The 25,170-nt window shown below is 65.3% G+C and carries 30 protein-coding genes; 23 read left to right on the top strand and 7 right to left on the bottom strand.

From position 1 onward, the window contains the following. Positions 1-5: 5 nt before the first annotated feature. The 4 genes from phnC (at position 6) to phnE (I6F21_RS22665) (ending at position 3,611) form a co-directional block, all read left to right on the top strand. The gene (gene phnC, locus I6F21_RS22650) at positions 6-821 is read left to right on the top strand and encodes a phosphonate ABC transporter ATP-binding protein (RefSeq protein ID WP_225140552.1); all 816 of its coding nucleotides are present in this window, start codon (positions 6-8) and stop codon (positions 819-821) included. A 75-nt stretch (positions 822-896) separates the two neighbouring features. Continuing rightward, complete coding sequence (phnD, locus tag I6F21_RS22655) at positions 897-1,805, top strand: phosphonate ABC transporter substrate-binding protein (protein ID WP_109145405.1); 909 nt, start codon at positions 897-899, stop codon at positions 1,803-1,805. Positions 1,806-1,872: 67 nt separating this feature from the next. Then, positions 1,873-2,760, top strand: a complete 888-nt coding sequence (phnE, locus tag I6F21_RS22660) for a phosphonate ABC transporter, permease protein PhnE (RefSeq protein WP_225127160.1) — start codon at positions 1,873-1,875, stop codon at positions 2,758-2,760. Further along, positions 2,757-3,611 carry a phosphonate ABC transporter, permease protein PhnE gene (gene phnE, locus I6F21_RS22665; protein ID WP_225140551.1) on the top strand — a complete coding sequence of 285 codons (855 nt, stop codon included), beginning with the start codon at positions 2,757-2,759 and terminating at the stop codon, positions 3,609-3,611. The genes phnE (I6F21_RS22660) and phnE (I6F21_RS22665) overlap by 4 nt, the downstream gene beginning before the upstream one ends. A gap of 136 nt (positions 3,612-3,747) precedes the next feature. Here phnE (I6F21_RS22665) and phnF read toward each other — a convergent pair whose 3' ends face one another. Continuing rightward, the gene (gene phnF, locus I6F21_RS22670) at positions 3,748-4,479 is read right to left on the bottom strand and encodes a phosphonate metabolism transcriptional regulator PhnF (RefSeq protein WP_109145402.1); all 732 of its coding nucleotides are present in this window, start codon (positions 4,477-4,479) and stop codon (positions 3,748-3,750) included. A 119-nt stretch (positions 4,480-4,598) separates the two neighbouring features. Here phnF and phnG point away from each other — a divergent pair, with 119 nt between their 5' ends. Genes phnG through I6F21_RS22715 form a run of 9 tightly spaced genes read left to right on the top strand, consistent with a single transcriptional unit; the run spans position 4,599 to position 11,582 of the window. Beyond that, the gene (gene phnG / locus I6F21_RS22675; RefSeq protein ID WP_225113388.1) at positions 4,599-5,063 is read left to right on the top strand and encodes a phosphonate C-P lyase system protein PhnG; all 465 of its coding nucleotides are present in this window, start codon (positions 4,599-4,601) and stop codon (positions 5,061-5,063) included. Positions 5,064-5,067: 4 nt separating this feature from the next. Beyond that, positions 5,068-5,676, top strand: a complete 609-nt coding sequence (phnH, locus tag I6F21_RS22680; protein WP_225140550.1) for a phosphonate C-P lyase system protein PhnH — start codon at positions 5,068-5,070, stop codon at positions 5,674-5,676. Between the two features lie 4 nt (positions 5,677-5,680). Continuing rightward, complete coding sequence (locus I6F21_RS22685) at positions 5,681-6,784, top strand: carbon-phosphorus lyase complex subunit PhnI (protein WP_225140549.1); 1,104 nt, start codon at positions 5,681-5,683, stop codon at positions 6,782-6,784. Continuing rightward, positions 6,781-7,677 carry an alpha-D-ribose 1-methylphosphonate 5-phosphate C-P-lyase PhnJ gene (locus I6F21_RS22690; protein ID WP_225140548.1) on the top strand — a complete coding sequence of 299 codons (897 nt, stop codon included), beginning with the start codon at positions 6,781-6,783 and terminating at the stop codon, positions 7,675-7,677. Before I6F21_RS22685 ends, I6F21_RS22690 begins: the two co-directional genes overlap by 4 nt. Continuing rightward, positions 7,670-8,467 (top strand): phosphonate C-P lyase system protein PhnK, encoded by a 798-nt coding sequence (gene phnK, locus I6F21_RS22695; protein WP_036014398.1) that lies wholly within the window; start codon positions 7,670-7,672, stop codon positions 8,465-8,467. The genes I6F21_RS22690 and phnK overlap by 8 nt, the downstream gene beginning before the upstream one ends. 22 nt (positions 8,468-8,489) lie before the next feature. Next, positions 8,490-9,188 carry a phosphonate C-P lyase system protein PhnL gene (gene phnL, locus I6F21_RS22700; RefSeq protein ID WP_193760573.1) on the top strand — a complete coding sequence of 233 codons (699 nt, stop codon included), beginning with the start codon at positions 8,490-8,492 and terminating at the stop codon, positions 9,186-9,188. A gap of 12 nt (positions 9,189-9,200) precedes the next feature. Next, positions 9,201-10,349 carry an alpha-D-ribose 1-methylphosphonate 5-triphosphate diphosphatase gene (locus I6F21_RS22705; RefSeq protein WP_057027588.1) on the top strand — a complete coding sequence of 383 codons (1,149 nt, stop codon included), beginning with the start codon at positions 9,201-9,203 and terminating at the stop codon, positions 10,347-10,349. Further along, positions 10,346-10,942 (top strand): phosphonate metabolism protein/1,5-bisphosphokinase (PRPP-forming) PhnN, encoded by a 597-nt coding sequence (gene phnN / locus I6F21_RS22710; protein ID WP_225183451.1) that lies wholly within the window; start codon positions 10,346-10,348, stop codon positions 10,940-10,942. Before I6F21_RS22705 ends, phnN begins: the two co-directional genes overlap by 4 nt. 28 nt (positions 10,943-10,970) lie before the next feature. Next, positions 10,971-11,582, top strand: coding sequence for a pyridoxamine 5'-phosphate oxidase family protein (locus tag I6F21_RS22715; RefSeq protein ID WP_225140545.1), 612 nt, complete (start codon positions 10,971-10,973; stop codon positions 11,580-11,582). A gap of 184 nt (positions 11,583-11,766) precedes the next feature. Here I6F21_RS22715 and I6F21_RS22720 read toward each other — a convergent pair whose 3' ends face one another. Further along, the gene (locus I6F21_RS22720; protein WP_109145989.1) at positions 11,767-12,498 is read right to left on the bottom strand and encodes a 3-oxoacyl-ACP reductase family protein; all 732 of its coding nucleotides are present in this window, start codon (positions 12,496-12,498) and stop codon (positions 11,767-11,769) included. A 392-nt stretch (positions 12,499-12,890) separates the two neighbouring features. Here I6F21_RS22720 and I6F21_RS22725 point away from each other — a divergent pair, with 392 nt between their 5' ends. Both I6F21_RS22725 and I6F21_RS22730 read left to right on the top strand, forming a co-directional pair. After that, on the top strand, positions 12,891-13,112 hold the full coding sequence (locus tag I6F21_RS22725; RefSeq protein ID WP_109145393.1) for a hypothetical protein: 222 nt from the start codon (positions 12,891-12,893) through the stop codon (positions 13,110-13,112). A 22-nt stretch (positions 13,113-13,134) separates the two neighbouring features. Beyond that, positions 13,135-14,088: an aliphatic sulfonate ABC transporter substrate-binding protein gene (locus I6F21_RS22730; protein WP_225140544.1), complete on the top strand. Its 954-nt coding sequence runs from the start codon at positions 13,135-13,137 to the stop codon at positions 14,086-14,088. Between the two features lie 14 nt (positions 14,089-14,102). Here I6F21_RS22730 and I6F21_RS22735 read toward each other — a convergent pair whose 3' ends face one another. From I6F21_RS22735 to I6F21_RS22750, 4 genes are all read right to left on the bottom strand, one after another. Then, positions 14,103-14,606, bottom strand: coding sequence for a DUF6496 domain-containing protein (locus I6F21_RS22735; protein WP_225140543.1), 504 nt, complete (start codon positions 14,604-14,606; stop codon positions 14,103-14,105). Between the two features lie 127 nt (positions 14,607-14,733). Continuing rightward, a complete protein-coding gene (locus tag I6F21_RS22740; RefSeq protein ID WP_225140542.1) occupies positions 14,734-15,516 on the bottom strand; it encodes an alpha/beta hydrolase in 783 nt (260 codons plus the stop codon). A gap of 4 nt (positions 15,517-15,520) precedes the next feature. After that, a complete protein-coding gene (locus tag I6F21_RS22745; protein ID WP_036014390.1) occupies positions 15,521-16,816 on the bottom strand; it encodes an O-acetylhomoserine aminocarboxypropyltransferase in 1,296 nt (431 codons plus the stop codon). Between the two features lie 278 nt (positions 16,817-17,094). Further along, the gene (locus I6F21_RS22750) at positions 17,095-17,895 is read right to left on the bottom strand and encodes an IclR family transcriptional regulator (protein ID WP_036026964.1); all 801 of its coding nucleotides are present in this window, start codon (positions 17,893-17,895) and stop codon (positions 17,095-17,097) included. 129 nt (positions 17,896-18,024) lie between these two features. Here I6F21_RS22750 and I6F21_RS22755 point away from each other — a divergent pair, with 129 nt between their 5' ends. The 6 genes from I6F21_RS22755 to I6F21_RS22780 are packed head-to-tail and all read left to right on the top strand — an operon-like array spanning position 18,025 to position 22,640. Further along, on the top strand, positions 18,025-18,990 hold the full coding sequence (locus I6F21_RS22755; RefSeq protein WP_225183452.1) for a tripartite tricarboxylate transporter substrate binding protein: 966 nt from the start codon (positions 18,025-18,027) through the stop codon (positions 18,988-18,990). Between the two features lie 3 nt (positions 18,991-18,993). Then, positions 18,994-19,611, top strand: a complete 618-nt coding sequence (locus I6F21_RS22760) for a flavin reductase family protein (protein ID WP_225183453.1) — start codon at positions 18,994-18,996, stop codon at positions 19,609-19,611. 52 nt (positions 19,612-19,663) lie between these two features. Next, positions 19,664-20,524, top strand: a complete 861-nt coding sequence (locus I6F21_RS22765) for a fumarylacetoacetate hydrolase family protein (protein WP_036026966.1) — start codon at positions 19,664-19,666, stop codon at positions 20,522-20,524. Between the two features lie 3 nt (positions 20,525-20,527). Next, positions 20,528-21,331, top strand: a complete 804-nt coding sequence (gene hpaH, locus I6F21_RS22770; protein ID WP_225140541.1) for a 2-oxo-hept-4-ene-1,7-dioate hydratase — start codon at positions 20,528-20,530, stop codon at positions 21,329-21,331. Between the two features lie 25 nt (positions 21,332-21,356). Further along, complete coding sequence (locus I6F21_RS22775; protein ID WP_225140540.1) at positions 21,357-21,752, top strand: RidA family protein; 396 nt, start codon at positions 21,357-21,359, stop codon at positions 21,750-21,752. 12 nt (positions 21,753-21,764) lie between these two features. After that, positions 21,765-22,640: an amidohydrolase family protein gene (locus tag I6F21_RS22780; RefSeq protein WP_225140539.1), complete on the top strand. Its 876-nt coding sequence runs from the start codon at positions 21,765-21,767 to the stop codon at positions 22,638-22,640. Between the two features lie 48 nt (positions 22,641-22,688). Here the strand turns inward: I6F21_RS22780 and I6F21_RS22785 are convergent, their stop codons facing one another. Then, positions 22,689-23,696 carry an LLM class flavin-dependent oxidoreductase gene (locus I6F21_RS22785; RefSeq protein ID WP_225140538.1) on the bottom strand — a complete coding sequence of 336 codons (1,008 nt, stop codon included), beginning with the start codon at positions 23,694-23,696 and terminating at the stop codon, positions 22,689-22,691. 252 nt (positions 23,697-23,948) lie between these two features. Between I6F21_RS22785 and I6F21_RS22790 the strand changes: the two genes are divergently transcribed. Further along, positions 23,949-24,452: a Twin-arginine translocation pathway signal gene (locus tag I6F21_RS22790; protein WP_225140537.1), complete on the top strand. Its 504-nt coding sequence runs from the start codon at positions 23,949-23,951 to the stop codon at positions 24,450-24,452. Between the two features lie 13 nt (positions 24,453-24,465). Beyond that, positions 24,466-25,104: a ferric reductase-like transmembrane domain-containing protein gene (locus I6F21_RS22795; RefSeq protein WP_036026976.1), complete on the top strand. Its 639-nt coding sequence runs from the start codon at positions 24,466-24,468 to the stop codon at positions 25,102-25,104. Positions 25,105-25,170 lie beyond the last annotated feature (66 nt).

Consider the following 25,170-nt stretch of genomic DNA (forward strand, 5'->3'; position numbering starts at 1 on the left):
CCTCGATGCTGGTGGTTGAAGGTCTGACGTGTCGCTTCGGCGCGAAGGCCGCTGTGGACGATGCTTCGTTTCAAGTTTCCCCTGGCGGCTTCGTCGGGGTGATCGGGCGATCCGGCGCCGGCAAGTCGACATTGCTGCGGTCCATCAACCGCCTCACCGAGCCCTCCGAAGGCCGCATCCTGTTCGAAGGCGTCGACGTCACCGCGCTGCGCGGCAAGGAGCTGCGGCAGTGGCGTGCGCGGTCGGCGATGATTTTTCAGCAGTTCAACCTCGTCGGCCGGCTCGACGTCCTCACCAATGTGCTGATGGGGCGGCTGTCGACGGTGCCGACATGGCGGTCGCTGCTGCAGCTTTGGCCCGAAGAAGACAAGGCCATCGCGATGTCGGCGCTCGAGCAGTTCGACATGGCTGCCATCGCGGCCCAGCGCGCCGAGCAGCTCTCGGGCGGTCAGCAGCAGCGCGTGGCGATCGCGCGGGCGCTGGTTCAGCAGCCCGACATTATCCTTGCCGACGAGCCGATCGCCTCGCTCGATCCCCGCAACACCAAGATCGTGATGGATGCGCTTCTGCGCATCAACAAGCATTTCGGTATCACCGTGCTCTGCAACCTGCATTCGCTCGATCTCGCCCGCAGCTATTGCGACCGCCTGATCGGGATGGCCGCGGGGCGGGTGGTGTTCGACGGCGCGCCGGCGGCCTTGACCGATCATATCGCGCGCGAGCTGTACGATCTCGAGGCGAATGAAGTCATGGATGTTGCGCCCGCGGATGCATCGGTCGGCACGGCAGTTCCTGCCCTCCGCACGGTTGCCGTGGCCTGATCGCTGCTTCTTTAAATCGAGCCTGGTCGTAGAGCCGGAACTCGACAGTTTCATAACCTTGAAATGGGAGACGTCATGATAGACCGTCGTACGATCGTTGCCGCTGCGGCGGCCCTGGCATTTTCAGTTTCAGCCGCTGCGGCGCAGGACTGGAAGGCAAAATATCCTGAGTTGATCTTCGCAAAAGTCCCCGACGAGAATGCCTCCGGCACCACCAACCGCTGGACGCCTCTGACGGAGTACCTGTCCCGCGAGCTTGGAACCAAGGTCACGCTGCGCATCGCCAACGACTACGCCGCGGTGATCGAAGGTCAGCGTGCAGGAAACATTCACATTGCGATGTACGGCCCGGCGTCCTACGCGCGTGCCTACATCATTGGCGCGAAGGTCGAACCGTTCGCGATCGAGGTGAACGGCGACGGCACCAAAGGCTATTACTCGGTTCTCTATGTCAAAAGCGATTCGAGCTACAAGGACATTAAGGACCTGCAAGGCAAGAACCTCTGCCTCGTCGATCCCAATTCGACTTCCGGCAACAACGTGCCGCGTTTCGCGATGAACAAGATGGGCATCGACCCGGAAAAGTTCTTCGCCAAGGTGGTCTATTCGGGGAGCCATGAAAACGCGGTGATCGGGCTTTCCCAGGGCACCTGCGACGCGGCGTTCAACTGGTGGAACGACGAGAAGGAATCGAACCTGCTCCGGATGGAACGGAAGGGCATGGCGAAGGCCGCTGATTTCAAGATCATCATGAAGTCCGAGCAGATCGTGAACTCGCCGATGGCCTATCTCAGCAGCCTGCCTGACGACCTCAAGGCGGCGATCAAGAAAGCAGTGCTGGAAATTGCGGTGAAGGACAAGGCGGCTTTCGACAAGATTTACGAGGGGAAGCAATTGCCCTACGTCGAGGTCGACCACAAGGCGTATGACGCCGTGATCGAACTGACCAAGTTTGTCGACAGCATTCGCAAGCAGAAATCCTGAGGGAAACGAAGCGTTGGACAAGTCGGGCAGATCGCAAGATCTGCCCGTCGGCTCTCGCGAACATCCCATGCGAACAGCAGTTCCCGAATTTCCGGAAGCCAGGCTGCGTGAGCTTGGCGATCGCTATGCGGCCGCAATTGCCGCCAAGCGCCGCCGCGTATGGCTCGGTGCCGCCGTCCTGATCGCCGTTGCCATTGCCGCGGGCTGGATGGGCGAGGTCAGTCTCGGAAATTTTGTCGAGAATTTCTGGCGCTTCCCGGCCTATTTCCTCAGCATCGCACCCAAATTTTCGTTCGCGACCGCATGGAGCGATTTGGCGGAGTGGCTGTGGGGATTGCCGCGCTGGGCACGGCTTCTCGGGGATACGTTGCTGATAGCCTATATGGGCACCCTCTCGGGTGCGCTGTGCGGTTTTGCGCTTTGCTTCCTCGCCTCGGCCAATCTCGTGAAATCAGGAACGACTGTTTTCGTCACCCGGCGCGTTCTGGAGTTTTTCAGGACCGTGCCGGAGATCGTGTTTGCCCTGATCTTCGTGCTGGCCTTTGGTCTCGGGCCGCTGCCGGGCGTTCTGGCGATTGCAATCCATACCGCCGGAGCGTTGGGCAAGCAATTCGCCGAGGTTGTCGAGAACATCGACAGCAAGCCGGTCGAAGGGGTGGCGGCAAGCGGGGGCAGCTGGGTTCAGGTTGTTCGGTTCGGCGCGTTGCCTCAGGTCCTCTCGAACTTCGTGAGCTATGCCTTGCTCAGGTTCGAGATCAACGTGCGTGGCGCGGCCGTGATGGGCTTCGTCGGCGCCGGCGGGATCGGCCAGGATCTGATCGAGGCGGTTCGCAAGTTCTACTTCACCGACGTCAGCGCCATCCTGCTGCTCATCGTCCTTACCGTCATGTTGATCGACTTCCTGACGGAACGGTTGCGACACCGCCTGCTCGGGCTGGAGGGAAGCACCCGATGAGCTCCTTCAGTTTTGAAAACCGGGCCGGCATTGCCCATCGGTATCCCGACGTCTTCCGGACCGATTGGTGGCAGCGGGGAAGGATCGCAATACTCGTCGGCGGGACGGTCGGGCTGTTCCTGTTCGGGATCGTCCAGCTCGATATTCCCTTTAATCGGCTCTCCCTGGGCATGGTCAGGCTGGGCGAATTCGTCCAGCTCATGTTGCCGCCCAACCCGGGTTCTTGGGCGGAGGTTCTGAAATATCTGCATGCGCTCGGAGAGACGGTGTCGATCGCGTTTCTCGGCACCCTGGGCGGCGCGCTGCTCGCGCTGCCGGTATCCCTGCTGGCGGCGCGCAACGTGGTTGCAAACCGGATCATCCGCCTATTGACGCGTCGTGGCCTCGATACCATCCGTGGAGTCGACACTTTGATCTGGGCACTGATCTGGGTCGGCGTCGTGGGGCTGGGGCCGTTTGCCGGCATCCTGGCCGTGATCTGCAGCGATTTCGGAACGTTCGGCAAGCTGTTCTCGGAAGCGATCGAGGTCGCCGAGAAGAACCCCGCGGAAGGCGTTCGGTCATCGGGCGGCAACCATCTCCACAGCGTCCGCTTCGGATTGCTGCCGCAGGTGTTCCCGGTCTTGCTGAGCCAGGTGCTCTACTATTTCGAGTCGAATACGCGATCGGCGACGATCATCGGAATCGTTGGCGCTGGCGGCATTGGCCTTCAGCTTGCCGAACAGATCCGGGTGCTGGAATGGCAGAAGGTATCGTTTCTGATCCTGCTGATCCTGGTAACTGTATCGTCGATCGACTGGATTTCCGGCAAGCTGCGCTTCGCGATCATCGGCAAGCGGACGGTCGCCTAACGTCGTGCTGCAGTCTTATCCGTTCCGATTGGATCGGAACGGAGCTCTGATTTTTGTTCTGACGCGTTTTCTCGACGCAAATCGTTTCCACCCCGGATCAAGTCCGAGGGCAGGCTTCGCTGGAAAACGCTCTGATCTAAGCGTTCTCCACCAAAAACTCCACCCGCTCTGCCGCAAAGCGCGAGTGCTTCGTCACCAGCGGCTTGCCCGTGAGATCGTGGTCGGTGGCGTCGACCACCAGGATCGGCCGCCCCAGCGCCAGGTCGAGCCGTGCGGCGTCGCTCGCGTCGACAATCCCCGCGGTGATTCTCGTTGCGCCACGGCGATAATCGCGGACGCCGAAATGCTCCAGCAGCTTCGTCATCGAGCGCGTTGCCGCGAACACGGCGCCTGCATCCGGGAACAGGTCAGCCGAGAGCCAGGTGGTGGAAACACAGATCGGGGTGCGGTCGGCGAGGCGAATCGCCTCGATCCGCACCAGCGGCGCGCCGGTCTTCAATCCCAGCTCTCGTGCGAGCTCGCGCGTCGCAACGTCATCGGTCGCCTCGATCAGCCGGCCATGCGGTTCGCGGCCATCGGCGCCGACGATCTCGGAGAAGCGCGTGCGCGAGCGCAAGGGATAAGCGAGCTTTTGCGCCTCGACATAGGTTCCGCTGCCGCGCTCGGCGCGCACCAGGCCGCGCTCGGCGAGGGCTGCCAACGCGCGCCGCACGGTGTGGCGGTTGACGCGATAGGTTTCGGCGATCTCCATCTCGCCCGGCAATTTGTCGCCGGCCGCAAAGCGGCCGTCGGCGATGCCGCGCTCGATGCCATCGGCCACGAGGCGCCATAGCGCGACGCCCGAGGAGGCTGTGTCCTGCATGCTCATGTCGCGGGAAACCCTACTCCAGAAATCACAGCATTGTCACGAAACAGTCATGGCGCGTCCGTATGAAGTTGTCTATTATCATAGACAACTTCGGTGCGGCAAGTTCTGTAGAAGGTTCGATGGACCAAGTGACCCAGCACAACGACCAGCAAGCCCAGCGCAAGGCCGCAATGGCGGTGCTGGCGCACGCGGAGGCGGGCGAGATCGCCGCTCGCCTCCGCAACTTGGCCCTCCCGGACCATCAGGATCTGCGCACGCCCGAGAACGGCCTCGTCATGCTGCGCGGCCGGGTCGGCGGCGACGGCGCGCCGTTCAATCTCGGCGAAGCGACGGTGTCGCGCGCCGCGGTGCGGCTTGCGAGCGGCGAGGTCGGGTTCGGCTACACGCTCGGCCGCGACGGTGAGAAGGCGCGGCTGATCGCGCTGTGCGATGCGCTGGTGCAGTCCCGCGATTTCGGCGGAGCGGTGGAGCGCGACGTTATCGCGCCGTTGCGCGAGCAGCTTATGGTCAGGCGCAAGCAGGCGGCGGCAGCGGCCGCCGCGACGAAGGTTGATTTCTACACCATGGTGCGCGGTGAGGGGTGAGATCATGACCACGATTGCGGAGCTGCCGCCCGGTTTCGCCGACAAGGTGCTGTCGGCGCAATCGACCTTTCGCTCGGTCATGGACGCCATGGCGCGGCCGGGCTCGGTCCAGCGCATCGTTCCGATGGCGGGCGCGCCTGATACGATGATGCGAGGCACCGCCGCGATCGCGCTGACGCTGTTCGACCACGACACGCCGCTCTGGCTCGACGCACGGATGGCGGAAAGCGCGGACGTGACGAAGTGGCTGAAGTTCCACACCGGCGCGCCGGTCGTGCAGGATTCGTCGATCGCTTCCTTCGCGCTCATCAGTGACGGCGGCGCCTTGCCTGCGCTCGAGCGCTTCGCGTTCGGCACCAGCGAGTATCCGGACCGTTCGACCACGGTGGTCATCCAGGTCGACAGCCTCGCCGCCGGGCGCAGCTTCGAACTGCGCGGCCCCGGCATTGACGGTGTCGCCACGCTGCAGGCGTCGATCAAGCCTTTCGACCTGTTCGAGCGCCTGCATATCAACGAGGCGCTGTTTCCGCGCGGCATCGATGTGGTGCTGGTCGCCGATGACGCTGTGGTCGCGATCCCCCGCACAACGCGAATCGTGAGCAAGGGAAGCTAGAAGCATGTATGTCGCAGTCAAAGGCGGCGAACGCGCCATCGAGAACGCCCATCGCCTGCTCGCGCATAAGCGGCGCGGCGACCAGAGCGTTGCGGAAATCACGCTCGACCAGATCTCGGAGCAGCTCGGCCTGGCCGTCGATCGCGTCATGAGCGAAGGCTCGCTCTATGACCGCGAGCTCGCGTCGCTTGCGATCAAGCAGGCGCGCGGCGATTTGATCGAGGCGATCTTCCTGGTTCGCGCCTTCCGCGCCACGCTGCCGCGCTTCGGTGCCAGCGAGCCCGTCGACACCGGCACCATGCGGGTGCAGCGGCGGGTGTCGGCGACCTTCAAGGACATTCCCGGCGGCCAGATCCTGGGGCCGACCTTCGACTACACGCACCGCCTGCTCGATCCATCGCTCGCCCAAGGTTTTGTGCCGGAGAGGCCGGCTGCGGCCGAAGCCTCCACCGCGCCGACGCCGCGCGTGACAGACATTCTCGGCCGCGACGGGCTGATCGAAGCATCGCCGGAAGCCGAGGACGGCGCCAGCGTCGGCGATCTCACCCGCGAGCCGCTGAATTTCCCCGCGGACCGTGATTTGCGCCTGCAAAACCTCGCGCGTGGTGACGAAGGCTTTCTGCTCGCGATGGGCTATTCCACCCAGCGCGGCTACGGCCGCAACCATCCCTTCGTCGGCGAGATCCGTTTCGGCGAGGTCGAGGTCGAATTTGTCGCGGAAGATGTCGGCTTTGCCGTGCCGCTCGGGGCGATCGAGCTGACCGAGTGCCAGATGGTCAACCAGTTCAAGGGCTCCGCGACCGAGGCGCCGTGCTTCACCCGCGGCTATGGCCTCGCCTTCGGCCAGAGCGAGCGCAAAACCATGTCGATGGCGCTGGTCGATCGCGCGCTGCGCGCCCGTGAGCTCGGCGAGGAGGCGCTGGCCCCGGCGCAGGACGAGGAGTTCGTGATGTCGCATTCGGACAATGTCCAGGCGACCGGCTTCGTCGAGCACCTAAAGCTGCCGCACTATGTCGACTTCCAGTCCGAGCTCGGCCTGCTCCGAAAGTTGCGGCAAGAGTTTGCCGATGCCAATGCGCCCGATGCCATGAAGGAGGCCGCGGAATGAACGCGCCCGCCTACAACTTCGCCTATCTCGACGAGCAGACCAAGCGCATGATCCGCCGCGCGATCCTCAAGGCGATCGCCATCCCCGGCTATCAGGTGCCGTTCGCCAGTCGCGAAATGCCGATGCCGTATGGCTGGGGCACCGGCGGCGTGCAGGTCACCGCCGCGATCCTTGGGCCTCAGGACGTGCTGAAGGTGATCGACCAGGGCTCGGACGACACCACCAACGCGATCTCGATCCGCAAATTCTTCGCCAAGACCGCGGGCGTTGCGACCACGACGGCGACGGACGAGGCAACCGTGATCCAGACCCGTCACCGCATCCCCGAGACGGTGCTGAACGAGAACCAGGTGCTGGTCTATCAGGTGCCGATCCCCGAGCCGTTGCGCTTCCTCGAGCCGCGCGAGACCGAGACGCGGCGCATGCACGCGCTAGCCGAATACGGCCTGATGCATGTGAAGCTCTACGAGGACATCGCCCGTTTCGGCCACATCGCCACCGCCTATGCCTATCCGGTCAAGGTCAACGCGCGCTACGTGATGGACCCGTCGCCGACGCCGAAGTTCGACAATCCCAAGATGGACAATTCCCCGGCGCTGCAATTGTTCGGCGCCGGCCGCGAGAAGCGCATCTACGCCATCCCGCCCTACACCCAGGTGGTGTCGCTCGATTTCGAGGATCACCCGTTCGAGCCCTACCGCTTCAACGCGCCCTGCGCGCTCTGTGGCGCGGAGAATTCCTATCTCGACGAGATCGTGACCGACGACAAGGGCGGGCGCATGTTCGTCTGCTCGGATACCGATTATTGCGAGGGCCGCCAGGCCGCCGGCCATCACGGCAGCCTCAGTGCCGCGCCGTACAAGGATAAGGCGCAGGAGGCCGCGAATGGCTGATCAGAATCTGGTCGAGAACGACGAGCCGCTGCTGGTCGCAAAATCCCTCAGCAAGTCGTTCGGCCGCATCAATGCCTGTCGCGACGTGTCGTTCTCGCTCTATCCCGGCGAGGTGCTGGCGATCGTCGGCGAATCCGGCTCGGGCAAGTCGACGCTGCTGCAAATGCTGTCGGGCCAGCTCGCGCCGAGTGCAGGCCATGTGTCCTATCGGATGCGTGATGGCGTCACCCGCGATCTCACGACGCTCGGCGAGGCCGAGCGCCGCTTCCTGTTCCGCACCGATTGGGGCTTTGTGCATCAAGACCCCGCGCAGGGCCTGCGCATGGCGGTCTCTGCCGGCGCCAATGTCGGCGAGCGGCTGATGGCGGTGGGGTGGAATCACTACGGCCGAATCCGTGAGACCGCGTCGGATTGGCTGACGCGCGTCGAGATCGACGTCGCGCGCATCGACGATGCGCCGCGCACCTATTCCGGCGGCATGCGCCAGCGCCTCCAGATCGCCCGCAACCTCGTTACCGAGCCGCGGCTCGTGTTCATGGACGAGCCGACCGGCGGCCTTGACGTATCGGTGCAGGCGCGCCTGCTCGATCTCTTGCGCAGCCTCGTCGCCGAGCTGAACCTCGCCGTCATCATCGTCACCCACGATCTCGCGGTGGCGCGCCTCTTGTCGCACCGCGTGATGGTGATGAAAGGCGGCCGCGTCATCGAGACCGGTCTCACGGACCAGGTGCTCGACGACCCGCGCGAGCCCTATACCCAGCTCCTCGTCTCCTCGATCCTGCCGCCATGAACTTTACGATATGAGCTTTCCAATGACCGCCATGATCGACATCACTGACGCCGGCAAGACCTTTACGATGCACCTGCAGGGCGGCATCGAGCTGCCTGTCGTGCGTGGCGTGACCTTCCAGGTCAATCCAGGCGAGTGCGTCGTGCTGTCGGGGCCGTCGGGCGCCGGCAAGTCGTCCATCCTGAAGATGATCTTCGGCAATTATCGCTGCGATAGCGGCTGCATCGGCATCCGCCATCGCGGCAAAGTGGTCGATCTTGCCACCGCCGAGCCACGCCAGGTGCTCAACATCCGCCGCTCCACCATCGGCTATGTCAGCCAGTTCCTGCGCGCGGTGCCGCGCGTCGCCACCATCGACGTCGTCGCGGAGCCGCTGATCGCGAATGGCATGAGCCGGACTGAGGCACAGGCGCGCGCCGGCGAGCTGCTGCATCGTCTCAACATCCCCGAGCGGCTCTGGCAGCTTCCCCCCGCGACCTTCTCCGGCGGCGAGCAGCAGCGCGTGAACATCGCCCGTGGCTTCATCTCGGAGCTGCCGATCCTGCTGCTGGACGAGCCGACCGCCTCGCTCGATGCGGCCAATCGCGCCGTGGTGGTCGAGCTGGTCGCTGAAAAGAAACGTCAGGGCGTCGCCATGGTCGCCATTGTCCATGACGACGAAATCCGTCATTTGATTGCCGACCGCATCGTCGACGTCACCGGCTTTGCCGCCGCGGCCTGAAGGAATGGGGAAATGAAGAAGGAATCCGTGATCGCCAACGCCAGGATCGTGCTGGCTGACCGGGTGATCGAACAGGGCTGGCTCGCGCTTGCCGACGGCCGCATTGCGGAGATCGGCGAGGGGAGGGCGCCCGCGGGTGCCGAGGATGCCGGCGGCGATCTGATCATGCCCGGCCTGATCGAACTCCACACCGACCATCTCGAGGCGCATTACGTACCGCGGCCAAAAGTGTTCTGGAATCCTGTCGCCGCCGTCATCTCCTATGACGGCCAGCTCGCGACCTCGGGCATCACCACCGTGTTCGATTCGCTCCGGGTCTGGCGCGAGGACGGCGCCGAGGAGGTCGATGGCCGCGCCGGCGTGCTCGCCGCCGCGATCACCACCGCGCGCGAGGCCAACCTGCTGCGCGCCGATCACTTCCTGCATCTGCGCTGCGAGATCCCGATGCCAAGCGTGGTCGAGGAGGCCAAGGAGCTGATCGACCGTCCCGACGTCAAGCTGATGTCGCTGATGGACCACACGCCGGGCCAGCGCCAGTTTCGCGACGAGGTCAAGCTGCGCGACTATTATCGCGGCAAGGGCGGCGGCAAGACCGATGCCGAGCTCGACGAGCTGTTCGCAAAGCGGTTCGAATATCAAAGGCTCTATGCCGCGGCCAACATGCGCGAGATCGTAGCGCTGGCGCATCAGTACAACATTCCGCTAGCGAGCCACGACGACACCACCGAGGAGAACGTCGCGGACGCCGTGCGCGACCGCGTCTCCGTCGCGGAATTCCCGACCACGCTGGAGGCCGCGCGCGGCCTGCACCAGGCCGGCATCGACATCCTGATGGGCGCGCCGAACGTGGTGCGCGGCGGCTCGCACTCCGGCAACATCGCCGCGGTCGATCTCGCCCGCGAGGGCCTGCTCGACATCCTGTCGTCGGACTACATCCCGTCGAGCCTTTTGATGGCCGCGTTGCAATTGCCCGAGCATGTGCCCGCGATCAGCCTTCCGGCCGCGGTCCGCACCGTGACGAAAGCGCCCGCCGAAGCGGTCGGCCTCACCGACCGCGGCGAGGTCGCGACCGGCAAGCGCGCCGATCTGATCCGCGTCCATGTCGCAGGCCACGTTCCCGTGGTCCGCAGCGTCTGGCGCGAAGGACACCGCGTCGCATGAGCGAGATGGCGGCCACGGGCGAAGGCGAGACGGGTGCGATCGGCCCCGGCCGGCTCGTGCTCGTGGTCGGCCCCAGCGGCGCCGGCAAGGATACCTTGCTGCGGCTGGCCCAGGCGGCTTGCAGCGACGATCCCGACATCGTCTTCCCGCGCCGCATCGTGACGCGTGCGTCCTCGGCCGATGAAGACAATATCGCAGTCAGTCCCGACGAATTCCGCCGCGCGTGCGAGCACGGCGACTTTGCCGTGCACTGGGAGGCGCATGGGCATTCCTATGCACTGCCGCTCGAGATCAGCGACGACGTCCGCGCGGGCCGCACCATCGTTGTTAACGTCTCACGCACCGTGATCGCTGCCTTGCGCCGCGCCTATGCCAACGTCGTGGTGGTCGCGATCACGGCGCCGCCGGACGTATTGGCGCAGCGGCTTGCCGCGCGCGCCCGGACAAGCGATGGCAACATCGCCGAGCGGCTGTCGCGCAGCGTCGATGACGCCTCGGCACACGCCGATGTCACCATCCTCAATGCCGGAAGCGCCGACTATCACAGCCGCCAGCTCGTGCGCGTGATCAGGAATCAAGGCTGGCAAGATTAGTTGCGGGCAATAACACGGAGAGAGTGGAATGACGGTGATTGAAACGGTCGAGCAGCTGGAGGCCATCTACGGCGTCACGAACGATGCCTCGACCGTCAAAGTTGCCGACCACGTCACCCCGCTCTACCGCATCTTCATCGAGAAGGCGCCGTTCGCCGCGCTCGCCACCATCGGGCCCGAAGGCATCGACTGCTCGCCGCGCGGCGATCTGCCCGGCTTTGTCCGCATCCACGACCCCAAGACGCTGATGCTGCCCGACCGCCGCGGCAACAACCGGGTCGATTCCTTGCGCAATATCGTGCGCGACCCGCGCGTGTCGCTGATGTTCCTGATCCCCGGCTCGGGCAATGCGGTGCGGGCCAACGGCCGCGCGCATCTGTCGATCGATCCGGAGCTGCTGGCCTCGTTCAAGGTCGAGGGCAAGGCGCCGCGCAGCGTCATGGTGATGAACGTTGACGAAATCTACTTCCAGTGCGCCCGCGCCATCGTTCGCTCCGACCTCTGGAATCCCGACAAGCGCGTCAATCCGAAGACGCTGCCGACACCGGGGCAGATTCTTGCGGAGATGAGCGACAACAAAGTCGGCGGCGCGGAATACGACCGCATCTGGCCCGAGCGCGCCGCCGCGACGATGTGGTGAGTTCTTTCTTCCCCTCTCCCCTTGTGGGAGAGGGTGGATCGCCGCGTCAGCGGCGAGACGGGCGAGGGGTATCTTTCCTCACAATGAGAGTAGTGTGCGGCGAGAACCCCTCATCCGGCGCTTCGCGCCACCTTCTCCCACAAGGGGAGAAGGAAGAGGGAGCCTGCTATGAATGACAGTGCCCTCAATTAAACGCCATCCCGCCGCTCAGCGCGATGGTCTGTCCGGTCATGTAGGCATTGTCGATCAGTAGCATCACGGCCTTGGCTACTTCATCCGCCGTGCCGAAGCGGCCGAGCGGGATGCGGCCGACGAGTGCGGGCTGGCCGCTCATCATGTCGGTCTCGATCAGCGACGGCGCCACCGCGTTGACGGTGATACCCTCCTTTACGAGCCGCGCCGCATAGCCGCGCGTCAGGCCCTCCATGCCGGCCTTGGACGCATTGTAGTGCGGCCCGATCGAGCCGGCACCGCGCGCTGCACCCGAGGAGATGTTGACGATGCGGCCCCATGTCCGCGCGCGCATCGATGGCAGCACGGCCTGCGTGCACAGGAAGGCGGATTTCAGATTGACCAGGATGGTGCGATCGAAATCGTCCTCGGTGAGATCGTCGACGCCGCGCGTGATGGCGATACCGGCATTGTTGACCAGGATGTCGATCGGCCCGAGCCCGGCGGTGACGCGCTCGACCATATCGGCCACGGCCTCGCGCTGCGAGACATCGGCGGCGACCACGATGGCGCGGCCGCCCTGCTTGCCGATCTCGCCTGCGAGTTGTTCAGCCTGGCCAATTCTCTCGCGGCAATTGATCGCCACTGCCGCGCCTGAGTCGGCCAGCGCGCGACAGACGGCCGCGCCAATTCCGCGCGAGCCGCCGGTGACGAGCGCCGTGCGCCCCCTCAAAGCATCCGCCATGCCTGGAACCTCCCAAATCAAGGGCCTTGTGATGCGTCGAGCGTAGCATGCCTGCCTTTCGCGCGCGTTGAACTCATCGCGAGATGAATCCGTCTGTCAATGCTTGCGGTGGGAGAAGCGCCCGAGCGCGCGCGCCCCAAATATGGATAGCCATTTCATTGACCAATCGTGCCGATCGCTTGATATTCGAGCCATCGAAACTGCTCCTCGAGCCTGAAGCCGCACGATGAAAACCGATCACCAGCGCAATCAGAACGACATGCATGCGTGCATGACGCGGCGCTGTTTCTCGGCGGCAACGGGCGCCTGTTGTTGTTGCTGACCGTCTCCTAGCAGCACCTCACATCGAAATCCCAAGACAGGAACGCCGAATTTCCGGCGGACGAGCAGTCATGTCCCAGCCCCAGTCGAACGCTTACATCATCGAGATCCAGGATCGCGCCGCCGGCATCATCACGCGCGACGAGCGTGGCTTCCGCTTCTTCTCCTCCGAGCGCCTGTTCGACAGCCTCGAAGGCCGCCAGTTCCGTTCGGCCCGTGAGGCCGAGCGTGCCGCCCGTGCCGTCTTCTCCGCGCGGAGCGGGCGCGCAAGCTCGCAACTCTTCCCCAACTGATCCCACCGAAAGGACCCGCGTCATGATCACCCGACGACACATTCTGGCAACGACGCTCCTGCTTGCAACCGCCCTTGCTGCACCCGCTCACGCCGAGGACAAGCCGGCCGAAATCCGCATCGGCACGCAGAAGGGCGGCTTCTTCCCGGCGGTGCGCCAGCGCCAGACGCTCGAGAACGCCTTCAAGCCGCTCGGCATCGAGATCAAGTGGGTCGACTTCCAGTTCGGTCCGCCGCTGCTGGAGGCCATCAATGTCGGCAGCGTCGATTTCGGTTATGTCGGCGACTCCCCGCCGATCTTCGCGCAGGCCGGCGGCGCCAAGATCCGCTACGCCGCCGCGGTGAAATCGGAAGGCAACACCCAGGCGATCATCGTGCCGAAGGACTCGGCCATCAAGACGCTGGCCGATCTCAAGGGCAAGCGCGTCGCCTTCGGCAAGGGATCGAGCGCGCATAATCTATTGGTTGCCACGCTCGAAAAGGCCGGCCTGTCCTGGTCCGACATCACGCCGGCGCCGCTCGCGCCCGCCGATGCGACCGCCGCCTTCGTCAAGGGCTCGGTCGATGCCTGGTCGATCTGGGATCCCTATCTCGCGCTCGCCGAGCTGAAGGAAAAGGCGCGGGTCATCGCTTTCGACAAGGACGTGCACAAGCCGAATGCGTTCTACATCGCCAACACGGATTTCGTTGATAAATACCCTTCGCTGGTGGCGAAGCTCAACACCACCTTCGCCTCTGAAGGCGTCTGGGCCAACGAGCACCACGAGGACGTCGCCAAAGCCCAGGCGGACGCGACCGGCGTCGACATCGAGGCCGTCAGGCGCTTCGTGGGTCGCTCAAACTTCCGCGTGGTGCCGCTGGATGCCGAGATCATCGCAAGCCAGCAGGCGGTCGCCGACCGTTTTGCAAGGCTCGGCCTGATCCCGAAGCCCGTCAGCGTCTCCGACATCGTCTGGAAATGGAATCCAGGCTCCTGAACCGGCGCAACTGATCAACTCCGGCGGCGCGCGCGGGTGCGTGCCGCCTTCTTGCCGGCGGCGGAGCGGACCTTGGCACCCTTGGTGTGGCTTGCCTTGCGCGCGGCGGCTGAACGGGATGCTGCGGGTCGGCGGCTTGCGGCTTCTTTGGCCTGTTTCGACAGCGCACTGCGCGACGCGGTCGAGCGCGGTTCCTTCTTGAGAACACGCTCGACAGCGCGCGATACTTTCGGCCTCCGCTTCGACGTGCGCTTGCCCTGGCCGACCTCATAGGCATATTTGGCGCTGCGGCGCGTCGCCTTCTTGGTGCGCCCTTTGCGCGGCGGCGGCAGATCGACACCGGCGCGACGCGCTTCGGAGAGGCCGATCGCGATGGCCTGCTTGGTCGAGCGTGCGCCGTGCTTGCCTTTCCGGATCCTGTCGATCTCGTCCTTGACGAATTCGCCGGCCTGCGTGCTGGCCGACTTGCCGGCGCGCTTGTCTTGCCTGGCTTTGCGAATGACTTCCTGTCTCGGCATGGTCCAGTTCCCTTCTTGAGTGAGAGGGATGTCTGACCGCAACGCGCAAGACGGAAGATTGATCCGCCTAAAGCATGATCCGGAAAAGTGCGAAGCGGTTTTCCGGAAAGATCATGCGTAGACAACTTTAGTTCCTCAGCGCCGCCAGCAGCTCGTCCGGCCGCTCGGCCATGATCATGTGGCCGGCGCCGGGCACCACGACGGTCTTTGCATGCGGGATCGCCGTGGCGAGCGCCTTGCCGGCCTTCGCCGGCGTCATCATGTCCCGCTCGCCGAGGATGAGCGTCGTCGGCACCTTCACGGTCGCCGCAGCGGCAAGCGCATTCGTATAGGAGTTGCAGGCCGACAGATCCCTGAACAGCACGCCCGGCTCGCATGCCCTGAGCACCGCCTGCGCGCCGCCATGCATCCACAGGCCCGGCGCCAGGCTGCCGCCGAGCTCCGCGTTGAAGCCGAGGCCCCAGATCGAGACCATGTCGTTGGCATCCTGCGAGTTGGCTTCGGCGGCTTTCAACAGATCCGGACCCACCGTCATGGTCGCGGCGGTGCCGATCAGGCTCAGCGCTGACACCTTGTCGGGATGTCGCGCGGCGGTCTCCAGCGAGATCAGCGAGCCCATGGAGTGACCGATCAGATGCGCCTTTGCGGCGCCCGCCGCATCGAGCAGCGCCGCCGTCCAGTCGGCCATCTCGGCGATGCTGCCGAGCGAAGGCCCAGTAGAGCGGCCGTGGCCGGGCAGGTCGGGCGCCAGCACGGCAAAGCCGTGATGGGCGAACCAGCGCGTATGCAATGCCCAGGTCGAATGGTCGAAGCCGGCGCCGTGGATGAAGACGACCGCGGGCAGGGACTTGTCGAAGTCGCGGCCACCGGTTGCGACAAACACATCGGTGCCGTTGACGGAGAGCTTCATGGTGTCAGGCCTTTTGCGAGATGCGCAGCGCTTGGTTGAGGTCGTCGATGATGTCGCTTGCGGTCTCGATGCCGACCGAGAGCCGCACCAGCTCTTCGCCGATGCCGGCCGCCTTGAGCTGCTCGGCGTCCATCTGCTGATGCGTGGTCGAGGCCGGATGGATCACCAGCGTCTTGGCGTCGCCGACATTGGCGAGATGGCTGATCATGCGTAAGCTCTCGATGAACTTGCGTCCGGCAGGCCGGCCGCCCTTGATGCCGAAGGAGACGATCGAGCCGGCACCGCGCGGCAGCAGCGTCTTGGCAAGCTGGTAGTCCGTATGATCCTCGAGCGACGGGTGCAGCACCCAGTCCACGGCCTTGTTGGACTTCAGCGCCTCCAGCACCAGATGCGTGTTCTGCATATGCCGGTCCATGCGCACGCCGAGCGTCTCGACGCCCTGGAGCAGCTGGAACGCGTTGGTCGGCGACAGGCAGGCGCCGAAATCGCGCAGGCCTTCGGTGCGGGCGCGCATGATGAAGGCGGCGGTGCCGAACTGCTCGTCGAAGACGATGCCGTGATAGCCGCCATAGGGCTCGGTCAGCACGCCGAACTTGCCGGAGGAGCGCCAGTCGAAGCGGCCGCCGTCGACGATGGCGCCGCCGATCGCGATGCCGTGGCCGCCGATCCATTTGGTCGCCGAATGCATCACGATGTCGGCGCCGAGCTCGATCGGACGGCTGAGATAGGGCGTGGCGAAGGTGTTGTCGATCAGAAGCGGAATCTTGGCCTCATGCGCGATCGCCGCAACCTTCGGGATGTCGAGCACCTCGAGGCCGGGGTTGCCGATGGTCTCGCCGATCACGAGCTTCGTGTTCGGTTTGATCGCCGCGCGGAATGCGTCGAGATCGCGTGGTTTCACAAACGTCGTGGTGATGCCGAAGCGGGGCAGCGTGTGCGCCAACAAATTGATGGTGCCGCCATAGAGCGAGCTCGACGCCACGATGTGGTCGCCGGCATTGAGCAGCGTGGCGATGGCGAGGTGCAGCGCCGCCTGGCCGCTCGCCGTGCAGATCGCGCCGACTCCGCCTTCCAGCGCCGCAAGCCGCTCCTCCAGCACGCCGGTGGTCGGATTGGAGATGCGCGTATAGATGTGGCCGGCGCGCTCCAGATTGAACAGCGCGGCGGCGTGATCGGAATCCTGGAACACGTAGGACGTGGTCTGGTAGATCGGCACCGCCCGGGCGCCGGTCGTGGGATCCGGATGCTGGCCCGCATGCAGGCTCAGGGTCTCGAAGGCAGGCGGTTTCGGCGCGGGCATGCGTGGCCTCGTTGATCGGTCGGCGATGGCGGCCGTTGTGCCACAAAACGGAGCGGTACGTCAGCCCATTGACAGCGCTGGGTTTGAAGCGAGCTCCAGCCGCGCCGGCGGTGCGCTCCCTCGCCCCGTTCTTACGGGGAGAGGGTTGGGGTGAGGGGCTCTCTCCACGAAGATGGTGGCAGCTGGACTCGCGGAGGCTCCCCCTCACCCGGAATTTGCTGCGCAAATTCCGGCCTCTCCCCGCAAGCGGGGAGAGGCGAAGAGGCGCCGTCCGCGCTTCACCCCCCGATCGCCTGCTCGATCATCCGCGCCTCCCGCAGCAGGATCTCCGCGACCTCCTGCTCGCGCCTTGGCCCGAGCCTCGTGCGAACGGCGGAGACCGTCATCGCTGCAGCCGGTTGCCCGTCCGGCGTCTTGATCCAGGTCGAGATCGATTTCGTCCCCTGCACCAGTCCGATCTCTCTCATGCCATATCCCAGCCGCCTGGCGGCGGTGACCTCGCCGAGCACGGTCGCGACGTCGGTCCGGTAGGCCTCGAACCGCTTCTCGTTCGCCGCGACGATCTTTCGCGCCTCCTGCGCCGGCATTGCGGCGAGAATGGCAACGCCGGCGCTGGAGACGCCGAGCGGCCGGCGTGCGCCGACCTCGATCGACAGCACCTGGATCGGGTAGACGCCGATCCGGCGATCGACGCAGAGCGTGTCGTTGCCGGTGCGCACCGTCAGGAACAGCGTGTCGCCGATCGCGGCGGACGCGCGCTGCAGCGACGGATTTGCGGCGACCAAGAGCCGCGATGGCCGCGGACGCGCCAGCGCCAGTTCCGGTACCTGGTTGCCGATCGCGTAGCGGCCGCTCCGGCCGTGCCGCTCGACGATGCCTTCCTCGATCAGCACGTGGACGATGCGATGCACGGTGGGGCGGGTGAGCCCGGTCGTGCGGACCACCTCTGCCAATGGCACACCGTCCTCGCGCCCTGCGGCCAGGATGCGCAGCACCGCGAGCGCGCGCCGGATCGCCTGCGCGCCATGTCGCGGCTCCACGGCGCTGCGGGTGGATTTCGTTGCGCGTCGTTTGTCCATAATATGGACAAGAACGCCACAATTCGCTCGACAGGGCAAGCGCGCATCTGGAGATTGCGCTTCGATCGGGATGCCATGCACGAAAGTCTGCGCCCGATATGGAATTGGAAGCGCCGCCGGGAGGTTAACATGAGATTAATCTGGATTGCCATCGCTGCAGCAGCCGCAATGTTGGCGGGACCCGCCTCCGGCCAGCAATGGCCGGCGCGCAACGTCAAGCTGATCGTGCCCTATCCCGCCGGCGGCAATGTCGACAGCGCCGCGCGCATCGTCGCCGACAAGCTCCAGGAGAAGCTCGGCCAACCCTTCGTCATCGAGAACAAGGCCGGCGCCGGCGGCATGATCGCGGGCGAAGCCTTCGCCAAGTCGGCGCCCGACGGCTACACGCTGTTCGTCGGCGCCAACGGCCCGGTGCTGTTCGCGACCGAGATCAACAAGCGCGACGCCTATAATTGGAAGAAGGACTTTCTCCCGATCTCGACGATCTCGATGACGCCGCTGGTGCTCGAGGTTCATCCCTCGGTGCAGGCGACCACGCTCAAGGAGTTTCTCGACCTCGCCAAGCGCGAGCCCGGCAAGCTGACCATGGCCTCGCCCGGTCCCGGCACCACCAACCATCTGCTCAGCGAGCTGATGCAGTCGAATCTCGGCCTGCAATGGGTCACGGCGCATTACCGCGGCAATGCGCCGGCCATCAACGATCTCCTGGGCGGTCAGGTGCAGTTCGCCTTCGACCAGCTCACGGTCAGCCTCCAGCACATCAAGGCCGGCCTGTTCCGCGCGCTCGCCGTCACCTCACCGCATCGATTGAAGTCGCTGCCCGACGTGCCGACCTTCGCCGAGCTCGGCTACAAGGACTTCGACGGCCAGACCTTCACCGGCCTGTTCGCGCCCGCTGGCACGCCTGCGCCCATCGTCGAGAAGCTGCACGAGACGCTGGTCGCGATTCTCAAAGACCCCGCCGTGGTCGACAAGTTCGAAAAGCTCGGCGGCGAAGCCACGCCGATGACGCCGGGCGAATTCAGGGCCTATCTCGAGCGCGAGGACGCCAAGTGGATTCCGGTGGTGCGCAAGGCCAATATCAGGGCGGACTGATCGATGCGGATCGATCCGACCGAGCTCGGCGCCGAGCGCATCTACCGCCTGATGACCGGTATCGTGGTGCCGCGCCCGATCGCCTGGGTGACGAGCTTGTCAGCTACGGGCGTGCTCAATCTCGCTCCGTTCAGCGCCTTCACCTTCGTCTCGCAGAAGCCGCCGATGCTCGCCATCAGCGTGGGCCGCAAGGGCGCCGACTACAAGGACACCGCGCACAACATCCTCGATACCGAGGAATATGTGATCCACATCGCGGATACGCCGCTGATGAATGCGGTGCACGACAGCTCCGTCGAGCATCCGCCTGAAATCAGCGAGGTCGAGCATCTCGGCCTGGAGACGCTCGCGAGCGAGCGCATCAAGGTGCCGCGGCTTGCCGCCGCGCCGGTCGCGATGGAGTGCCGATTCCGGCAGTGCCTCGAATTCGGTGACGCCAAGAGCCGGCTCATCGTCGGCGAGGACGTGCTGTTCCATTTGCGCGACGGTCTCGTCAACGACGGTAAGGTCGAGACCAGGGCGCTCGACCCGATCGCGCGCATCGGCGGGCCGCGCTACGCCCGCCTCGGCGAGATCGTGACGCTGGGCAGCGTGTTCCAGACTCCCAAGTCGAAAGACTGAGCGTGCGGGCCTCATCGCCGGCCGCCGCCCCAAGATCATCGGAGGACATACAATGCGACTGCTGAGCTATCTGCTGGACGGCGAGGCGCGCTACGGCGCGGCCGTGGACGGCGGCGTGGTCGATCTGACCAGGCGCATCGGCCGCGACTATTCGGACGTCAAGGCGCTGATCGCGGCCAACGCACTCGCCGAAGCGCAGGAGGCCGTCGCGGGGCAAAAGCCGGACCATGCGCTGGACAAGCTCGTCCTGTTGCCGCCGGTGCTGGCGCCGGAGAAGCTCTGGTGCATCGGCGTCAATTACGCCGAGCGCAATGCGGAGTATAAAGACAATTCCGACCTGCCCAAATATCCCAGCCTGTTCGTGCGCAGCATGTCCTCGATGACGGGCTCCGGCCAGCCGATCGAGAAGCCGAAGGTTTCGGACCAGCTCGACTATGAAGGCGAGCTCGTCATCGTGGTCGGGCAGGGCGGCCGCCACATTCCGCGCGAAAAAGCGTGGTCGCACATCTTCGGCATGACACTGTGCAACGAGGGCACGATCCGCGATTGGCTGCGCCACGGCAAGTTCAACGTCACGCAGGGCAAGAATTTTGATCGCTCCGGCAGCATCGGCCCGTGGATCGTGACGTCTGACGAGCTCGATCCGCGCGGGCCTCACGACATCACTACGCGCGTCAACGGCGAGGTGCGGCAGCAGGACACGACGGAACGGCTGATGTTCCCGTTCGATTTCCTGATTTCCTATCTCTCGACCTTCGCGACCCTCAAGCCTGGCGACATGATCGTGACGGGCACACCGACCGGCGCGGGCGCCCGGTTCGATCCGCCACGCTGGCTCAGGGACGGCGACGTCGTCGAGGTCGAGTCCAGCCGCATCGGCGTGCTGCGCAACACCGTGGCGGCGGAGCAGTAAACGATGCTGGACATTGCCACGATCGAACGCCTCGCCGCGCGCCTCGACGAAGCCGAGCGCACCAAGACGCTGATCCCGATGTTCACGAAAGAATATCCGGAGTTCAGCATCGAGGATGCCTACGCGGTCCAGCGCGCCTGGACCAAGCTTCAGCTCGGCCGCGGCCGCATCATCAAGGGCCACAAGATCGGCCTGACCTCGAAGGCGATGCAGAACGCGGTCGGCATCAACGAGCCCGATTACGGCGTGCTGTTCGCCGACATGTTTTACCCCGATGCCACGCCTGTTCCGTTCGACCGCTTCCACGCGCCGCGCATCGAGGTCGAGCTCGCCTTCGTGCTGAAGGCGCCGCTGCGCGGGCCCGATTGCACCATTTTCGACGTGCTCAACGCCACCGACTACGTCACGCCTGCGCTGGAGATCCTGGAGACGCGCATGCACCGCGTCGACCCCGAGACGGGCAGGACCCGCAAGGTGATGGACACGATCTCGGACAACGCGGCCAATGCCGCGCTGGTGCTCGGCGGCCGGCCGATCCGCCCGATGGATGCGGACCTGCGCTGGATCGGCGCCTTGCTGTTCCGCAACGGCGAGGTCGAGGAGACCGGGCTTGCCGCTGGCGTGCTCAATCACCCCGCCAACGGCATCGCCTGGCTCGCCAACCGCCTCTCACCGCATGACGAGCATCTCAAAGCCGGCGAGGTCGTGCTGGCGGGATCGTTCACGCGGCCCGTCGACATCCGCCGCGGAGACACTTTCCATGCCGACTACGGCGCCTTCGGCTCGGTGTCGTGCCAATTCGTCTGAAGCAATAACGAGCAGGGAGCGCACCATGAGTGGTCAAACGCGGCGCAGGAGCGTCCACATCGGCGGCTTCAAGCACGTCAACCCGATTCCGAACGCCTGCCGCATCGGTAATCTCGTGATGTCGGGCGTCATCCTCGGCCGCGATCCCGCGACCAATGCGATGCCCGAAAGCCTGGATGCCCAATGCGCCAACATGTTCGCGCATATGAAGGCGACGGTGGAGGCAGCTGGCGGCTCGACCTCCGACATCATCAAGATGACGGTGTGGCTGAAGGACCGCGGCAACCGCGGCCCTCTCAATGTCGAGTGGCTGAAGATGTTTCCGGACGAGCATTCGCGCCCCGCGCGCCACGCGCTGCCGATGGACAACATGGATGGCGGCGCGCTGGTGCAGTGCGACTTCACCGCCGTGATCGACTGAAGGAGCGCTCGCATGCCGACCTATCTGCCGTTCGACCCCAACCCGCGCCGCCCAAGCAAGGCGCCGCCGCCGAAGACCATCGACAGCCAGTTTCACGTGCTGGGTCCGATCGAGAAATATCCTGAGCGTCCCGGCGCCGCCTATCGGATGCCGACCGCGACCTGGGAAGCGGCGCTGCGCATGCACAAGACGCTCGGCATCGAGCGCGGCATCATCGTGCAGACCACGACCTACGGCGCCGACCACGCCGTCGTGCTCGACGGCCTTGCCGCGATGGGCCCGAACTATCGCGGCTGCGCCAATGCGCTGGTGTTCGCGGAAGCGAACGATGCCTATCTCGCCAAGCTGCACGACGCAGGGGTGCGCGGCGCGCGCTTCAGCTTCCGCCAGGAGCTCGGCGCCGTGTTGTCGGATGCCGATTTCGCCCGTGCCATCGCCCGCATCCGCGAGCTCGGCTGGTACGTCAAGATCCAGCCGGAGAAGGACGGCATCGTCTCGAGCGTCGCCAAATACGAGAACCTCGACGTGCCCGTGCTGATCGACCACATGGCGCGGCCTGACCCCGAGGCCGGCAGGAACGATCCGAATCTGCGCAAGATGCTGGAGCTGCTCGCCAAGGGCAATTTCTGGGTCATGCTCTCGCTCGGCGAGAAAACCTCGAAGACCGGCGCGCCTTACGACGACGTGATCCCGATCGCGCGCGCCTATATCGAGGCCGCTCCCGATCGCTGCGTCTGGGCCAGCGACTGGCCGCATCCGGTCTCGGTGAAGCAGCCGCCGAACGATGCCGATCTGTTAGAGCTGATGTACCGTTACGCGCCCGACCAGGCGGAGCTGGAGAAGATCCTGGTGCACAATCCGGCCAAGCTGTTCGGCTTTGCGGATTAGGGCATGAGAGGATTGGGCTGAGCAGCTCGCTCGGGGCGCGATTGCGCCTCACCCCACCGGCTGCTTCGCGAGCCTATCCCGCACCTCCGCGGCGATCTCGAACGAGCGCAGCCGTGCCGTGTGGTCGTAGATCTGCCCCGTCGTCATCAATTCGTCCGCGCCGGTTTCAGTGATCAGCGCCTTCAGCTTCGCTTCGACCACATCGGGCGACCCGACCGCTGAGCACGACAGCGCTTGCGCAACGCCGGCCTTCTCGGCCGGCGACCACAACGCGTCCATGTCCTCCACCGGCGGCGGCAGCGGCCCCGGCGTGCCGCGGCGCAGGTTGATGAATTGCTGCTGCAGCGAGGAGAACATCCGCTGTGCCTCTTCATCGCTGTCGGCCGCGAACACGTTGACGCCGATCATCGCATAGGGCTTGTCGAGCTGCGCCGAGGGCTCGAAGCGCGCCCGATATTCGCGCAGCGCCGGCATCATCATCTGCGGCGCGAAATGCGAGGCGAACGCGAAGGGCAGGCCGAGCATTGCCGCCAGCTGCGCGCCAAAGGTGCTCGATCCCAAGATCCACTGCGGTACCTTGGTCCCCATGCCGGGCACGGCGCGGATCGCCTGGTTCGGCTGCACGTCGCCGAGCAGCGCCTGCAGCTCCAGCACGTCATGCGGAAAGTTCTCGGACGTGGTGGCGAGGTCGCGCCGCAGCGCCCGCGCGGTGAACTGGTCGGTGCCCGGCGCCCGGCCGAGCCCGAGATCGATCCGCCCGGGATAGAGCGATTCCAGCGTGCCGAACTGCTCGGCGATGACGAGCGGCGAGTGGTTCGGCAGCATGATCCCGCCGGAGCCGACGCGGATCGTTTTCGTTCCGCCCGCGATGTGGCCGATCACTACCGACGTCGCCGCGCTCGCGATGCCCGTCATGTTGTGATGCTCGGCCAGCCAGAACCGCTTGAAGCCCCACGTCTCGGCATGCCGGGCCAGATCGAGCGAATTGCGGAACGCCTGCGACGCGTCGCCGCCCTGGCAGATGGGGGCGAGGTCGAGCACGGAGAAGGGGATCATGGGAGGGCTGCCGGTGTGGAGGGGCCGCGTGACGGTGCGCGCTTGCAGGACACACATGTAGTGGCAGCGCGCAGAATAGGTAGAGCACTTGCGGGCCCCTCTTGTCAGCTCATCTGAGAGATGCACGCCGCGAAGACGGCCGTTCACAACACTGTTATTGCAGGCCCTGGCGCCCCTCGCGCCAACTGGGCGTTTTACACCTGGTATTGTAGCTTGCGGGAAGCAGCTGCGCTGCTGCCAGGAGGAACTGACATGACCACGGTCGTCTTCACCCGCCGCAACCTCCTCGCTGCCGGCGGCTCCGTCCTCGCAACGGGCCTTCTGGCAACCGGCGATTCCGGCGTCCTGCTGCCCGCCCGCGCGGCGGGCCTCGCACCGACCGAGTCGATGTCGGGCGGCGCGAACAATTACCGCAAGGGCGCGGCGATCGTGGAGCGGATCGGCAAGGGCGGTTTCTGGATGAGCGGCACCGTGCGCCGCGCCGGCGACGGGGCTCCGCTGGCCGGGCAGCGCATCCAGATCTGGGCGCACACCGTCGAAGGGCGGGAGCACGAGCCGCAGAGCCACGGCGCAACGCTCACCGACAAGGACGGCAGGTTCCGGCTGGAGATGCCGCAGATCATTCCGATCTTCGGCCAGCCGCACGGCCACCTCGCCTATGACAGCGGCGAGTTCAAGACCGTCTTCCTGCGGCCGGTGATGCGGAGCGCCAAGGAGACCAGCCTGGAGGCGCACTTCGTGCTGCAGCCGGCTTGAACCCCACTTGCAAATGACGCGATGGAGATCGGCCCGGGCGCCCCTGATCTGGGGCGCCCTTGGCTTGGCGATCGGCGTGCCGGTTGCGCTTGCTGCGGCCAGCGAGCAGCTGGCATGGCGCGATCCTGTCTACATTATCGCCGGCTTCGCCGGCATCATCGCCCTCGGTCTCGTGCTCGTGCAGCCCTTGCTGATCGGCGGCTACCTGCCACGATTGTCGGCCTATCGCGGCAGGCGCGCCCATCACTGGATCGGCGGCGCGCTTGCTGTCGCGATTCTGATCCACGTCGCCGGCCTCTGGATCACCAGCCCGCCCGACATGGTGGACGCACTGACCTTCTCATCGCCGACGCCGTTCTCTCCCTTCGGCGTGATCGCGATGTGGGCCATCTTCGCGGTTGCGTTCCTGGCTCTGCTGCGAAGGCGGTTGGGATTGCGGCCGCGAACCTGGCGCATCATCCATATTCCCCTCGCCATCGTCATCGTCGCAGGTAGCGTGGTCCATTGCCTGCTGATCGAGGGGACGATGGAGACGATCTCCAAGGTGGCACTCTGTGCGCTCGTCCTCGCGGCGGCCGTGAAAGTCATGATTGACCTGCAGGTGTGGCGGAAGCGACAGGCGCCGCGCGGGGAGAATGTCGCACGGCAATAATCCGGCGGATCTGGTCAGCTCCAGCACTTCCCCAGTCCCATCTCTTGTGCGCAGAATGGCGCGCGC

Origin of the sequence: Bradyrhizobium sp. NBAIM03, from assembly GCF_020194055.1 — a bacterium.
GTDB lineage: Bacteria > Pseudomonadota > Alphaproteobacteria > Rhizobiales > Xanthobacteraceae > Bradyrhizobium > Bradyrhizobium yuanmingense.

Excerpts from the sequence above, each read along its gene's own strand:
- I6F21_RS22795 (WP_036026976.1), top strand. The coding sequence starts at position 24,466 with ATGACGCGATGGAGATCGGCCCGGGCGCCCCTGATCTGGGGCGCCCTT.
- phnL (WP_193760573.1), top strand. The coding sequence starts at position 8,490 with ATGACCGCCATGATCGACATCACTGACGCCGGCAAGACCTTTACGATG.
- I6F21_RS22715 (WP_225140545.1), top strand. The coding sequence starts at position 10,971 with ATGACGGTGATTGAAACGGTCGAGCAGCTGGAGGCCATCTACGGCGTC.
- I6F21_RS22760 (WP_225183453.1), top strand. The coding sequence starts at position 18,994 with ATGCGGATCGATCCGACCGAGCTCGGCGCCGAGCGCATCTACCGCCTG.
- hpaH (WP_225140541.1), top strand. The coding sequence starts at position 20,528 with ATGCTGGACATTGCCACGATCGAACGCCTCGCCGCGCGCCTCGACGAA.
- I6F21_RS22785 (WP_225140538.1), bottom strand. The coding sequence starts at position 23,696 with ATGATCCCCTTCTCCGTGCTCGACCTCGCCCCCATCTGCCAGGGCGGC.
- phnC (WP_225140552.1), top strand. The coding sequence starts at position 6 with ATGCTGGTGGTTGAAGGTCTGACGTGTCGCTTCGGCGCGAAGGCCGCT.
- I6F21_RS22705 (WP_057027588.1), top strand. The coding sequence starts at position 9,201 with ATGAAGAAGGAATCCGTGATCGCCAACGCCAGGATCGTGCTGGCTGAC.
- I6F21_RS22740 (WP_225140542.1), bottom strand. The coding sequence starts at position 15,516 with ATGAAGCTCTCCGTCAACGGCACCGATGTGTTTGTCGCAACCGGTGGC.
- phnH (WP_225140550.1), top strand. The coding sequence starts at position 5,068 with ATGACCACGATTGCGGAGCTGCCGCCCGGTTTCGCCGACAAGGTGCTG.
- I6F21_RS22745 (WP_036014390.1), bottom strand. The coding sequence starts at position 16,816 with ATGCCCGCGCCGAAACCGCCTGCCTTCGAGACCCTGAGCCTGCATGCG.
- phnF (WP_109145402.1), bottom strand. The coding sequence starts at position 4,479 with ATGAGCATGCAGGACACAGCCTCCTCGGGCGTCGCGCTATGGCGCCTC.
- I6F21_RS22750 (WP_036026964.1), bottom strand. The coding sequence starts at position 17,895 with ATGGACAAACGACGCGCAACGAAATCCACCCGCAGCGCCGTGGAGCCG.
- phnD (WP_109145405.1), top strand. The coding sequence starts at position 897 with ATGATAGACCGTCGTACGATCGTTGCCGCTGCGGCGGCCCTGGCATTT.
- phnE (WP_225127160.1), top strand. The coding sequence starts at position 1,873 with ATGCGAACAGCAGTTCCCGAATTTCCGGAAGCCAGGCTGCGTGAGCTT.
- phnK (WP_036014398.1), top strand. The coding sequence starts at position 7,670 with ATGGCTGATCAGAATCTGGTCGAGAACGACGAGCCGCTGCTGGTCGCA.
- phnN (WP_225183451.1), top strand. The coding sequence starts at position 10,346 with ATGAGCGAGATGGCGGCCACGGGCGAAGGCGAGACGGGTGCGATCGGC.
- phnE (WP_225140551.1), top strand. The coding sequence starts at position 2,757 with ATGAGCTCCTTCAGTTTTGAAAACCGGGCCGGCATTGCCCATCGGTAT.
- I6F21_RS22725 (WP_109145393.1), top strand. The coding sequence starts at position 12,891 with ATGTCCCAGCCCCAGTCGAACGCTTACATCATCGAGATCCAGGATCGC.
- I6F21_RS22730 (WP_225140544.1), top strand. The coding sequence starts at position 13,135 with ATGATCACCCGACGACACATTCTGGCAACGACGCTCCTGCTTGCAACC.
- phnG (WP_225113388.1), top strand. The coding sequence starts at position 4,599 with ATGGACCAAGTGACCCAGCACAACGACCAGCAAGCCCAGCGCAAGGCC.
- I6F21_RS22790 (WP_225140537.1), top strand. The coding sequence starts at position 23,949 with ATGACCACGGTCGTCTTCACCCGCCGCAACCTCCTCGCTGCCGGCGGC.
- I6F21_RS22780 (WP_225140539.1), top strand. The coding sequence starts at position 21,765 with ATGCCGACCTATCTGCCGTTCGACCCCAACCCGCGCCGCCCAAGCAAG.
- I6F21_RS22720 (WP_109145989.1), bottom strand. The coding sequence starts at position 12,498 with ATGGCGGATGCTTTGAGGGGGCGCACGGCGCTCGTCACCGGCGGCTCG.
- I6F21_RS22685 (WP_225140549.1), top strand. The coding sequence starts at position 5,681 with ATGTATGTCGCAGTCAAAGGCGGCGAACGCGCCATCGAGAACGCCCAT.
- I6F21_RS22775 (WP_225140540.1), top strand. The coding sequence starts at position 21,357 with ATGAGTGGTCAAACGCGGCGCAGGAGCGTCCACATCGGCGGCTTCAAG.
- I6F21_RS22765 (WP_036026966.1), top strand. The coding sequence starts at position 19,664 with ATGCGACTGCTGAGCTATCTGCTGGACGGCGAGGCGCGCTACGGCGCG.
- I6F21_RS22755 (WP_225183452.1), top strand. The coding sequence starts at position 18,025 with ATGAGATTAATCTGGATTGCCATCGCTGCAGCAGCCGCAATGTTGGCG.
- I6F21_RS22735 (WP_225140543.1), bottom strand. The coding sequence starts at position 14,606 with ATGCCGAGACAGGAAGTCATTCGCAAAGCCAGGCAAGACAAGCGCGCC.
- I6F21_RS22690 (WP_225140548.1), top strand. The coding sequence starts at position 6,781 with ATGAACGCGCCCGCCTACAACTTCGCCTATCTCGACGAGCAGACCAAG.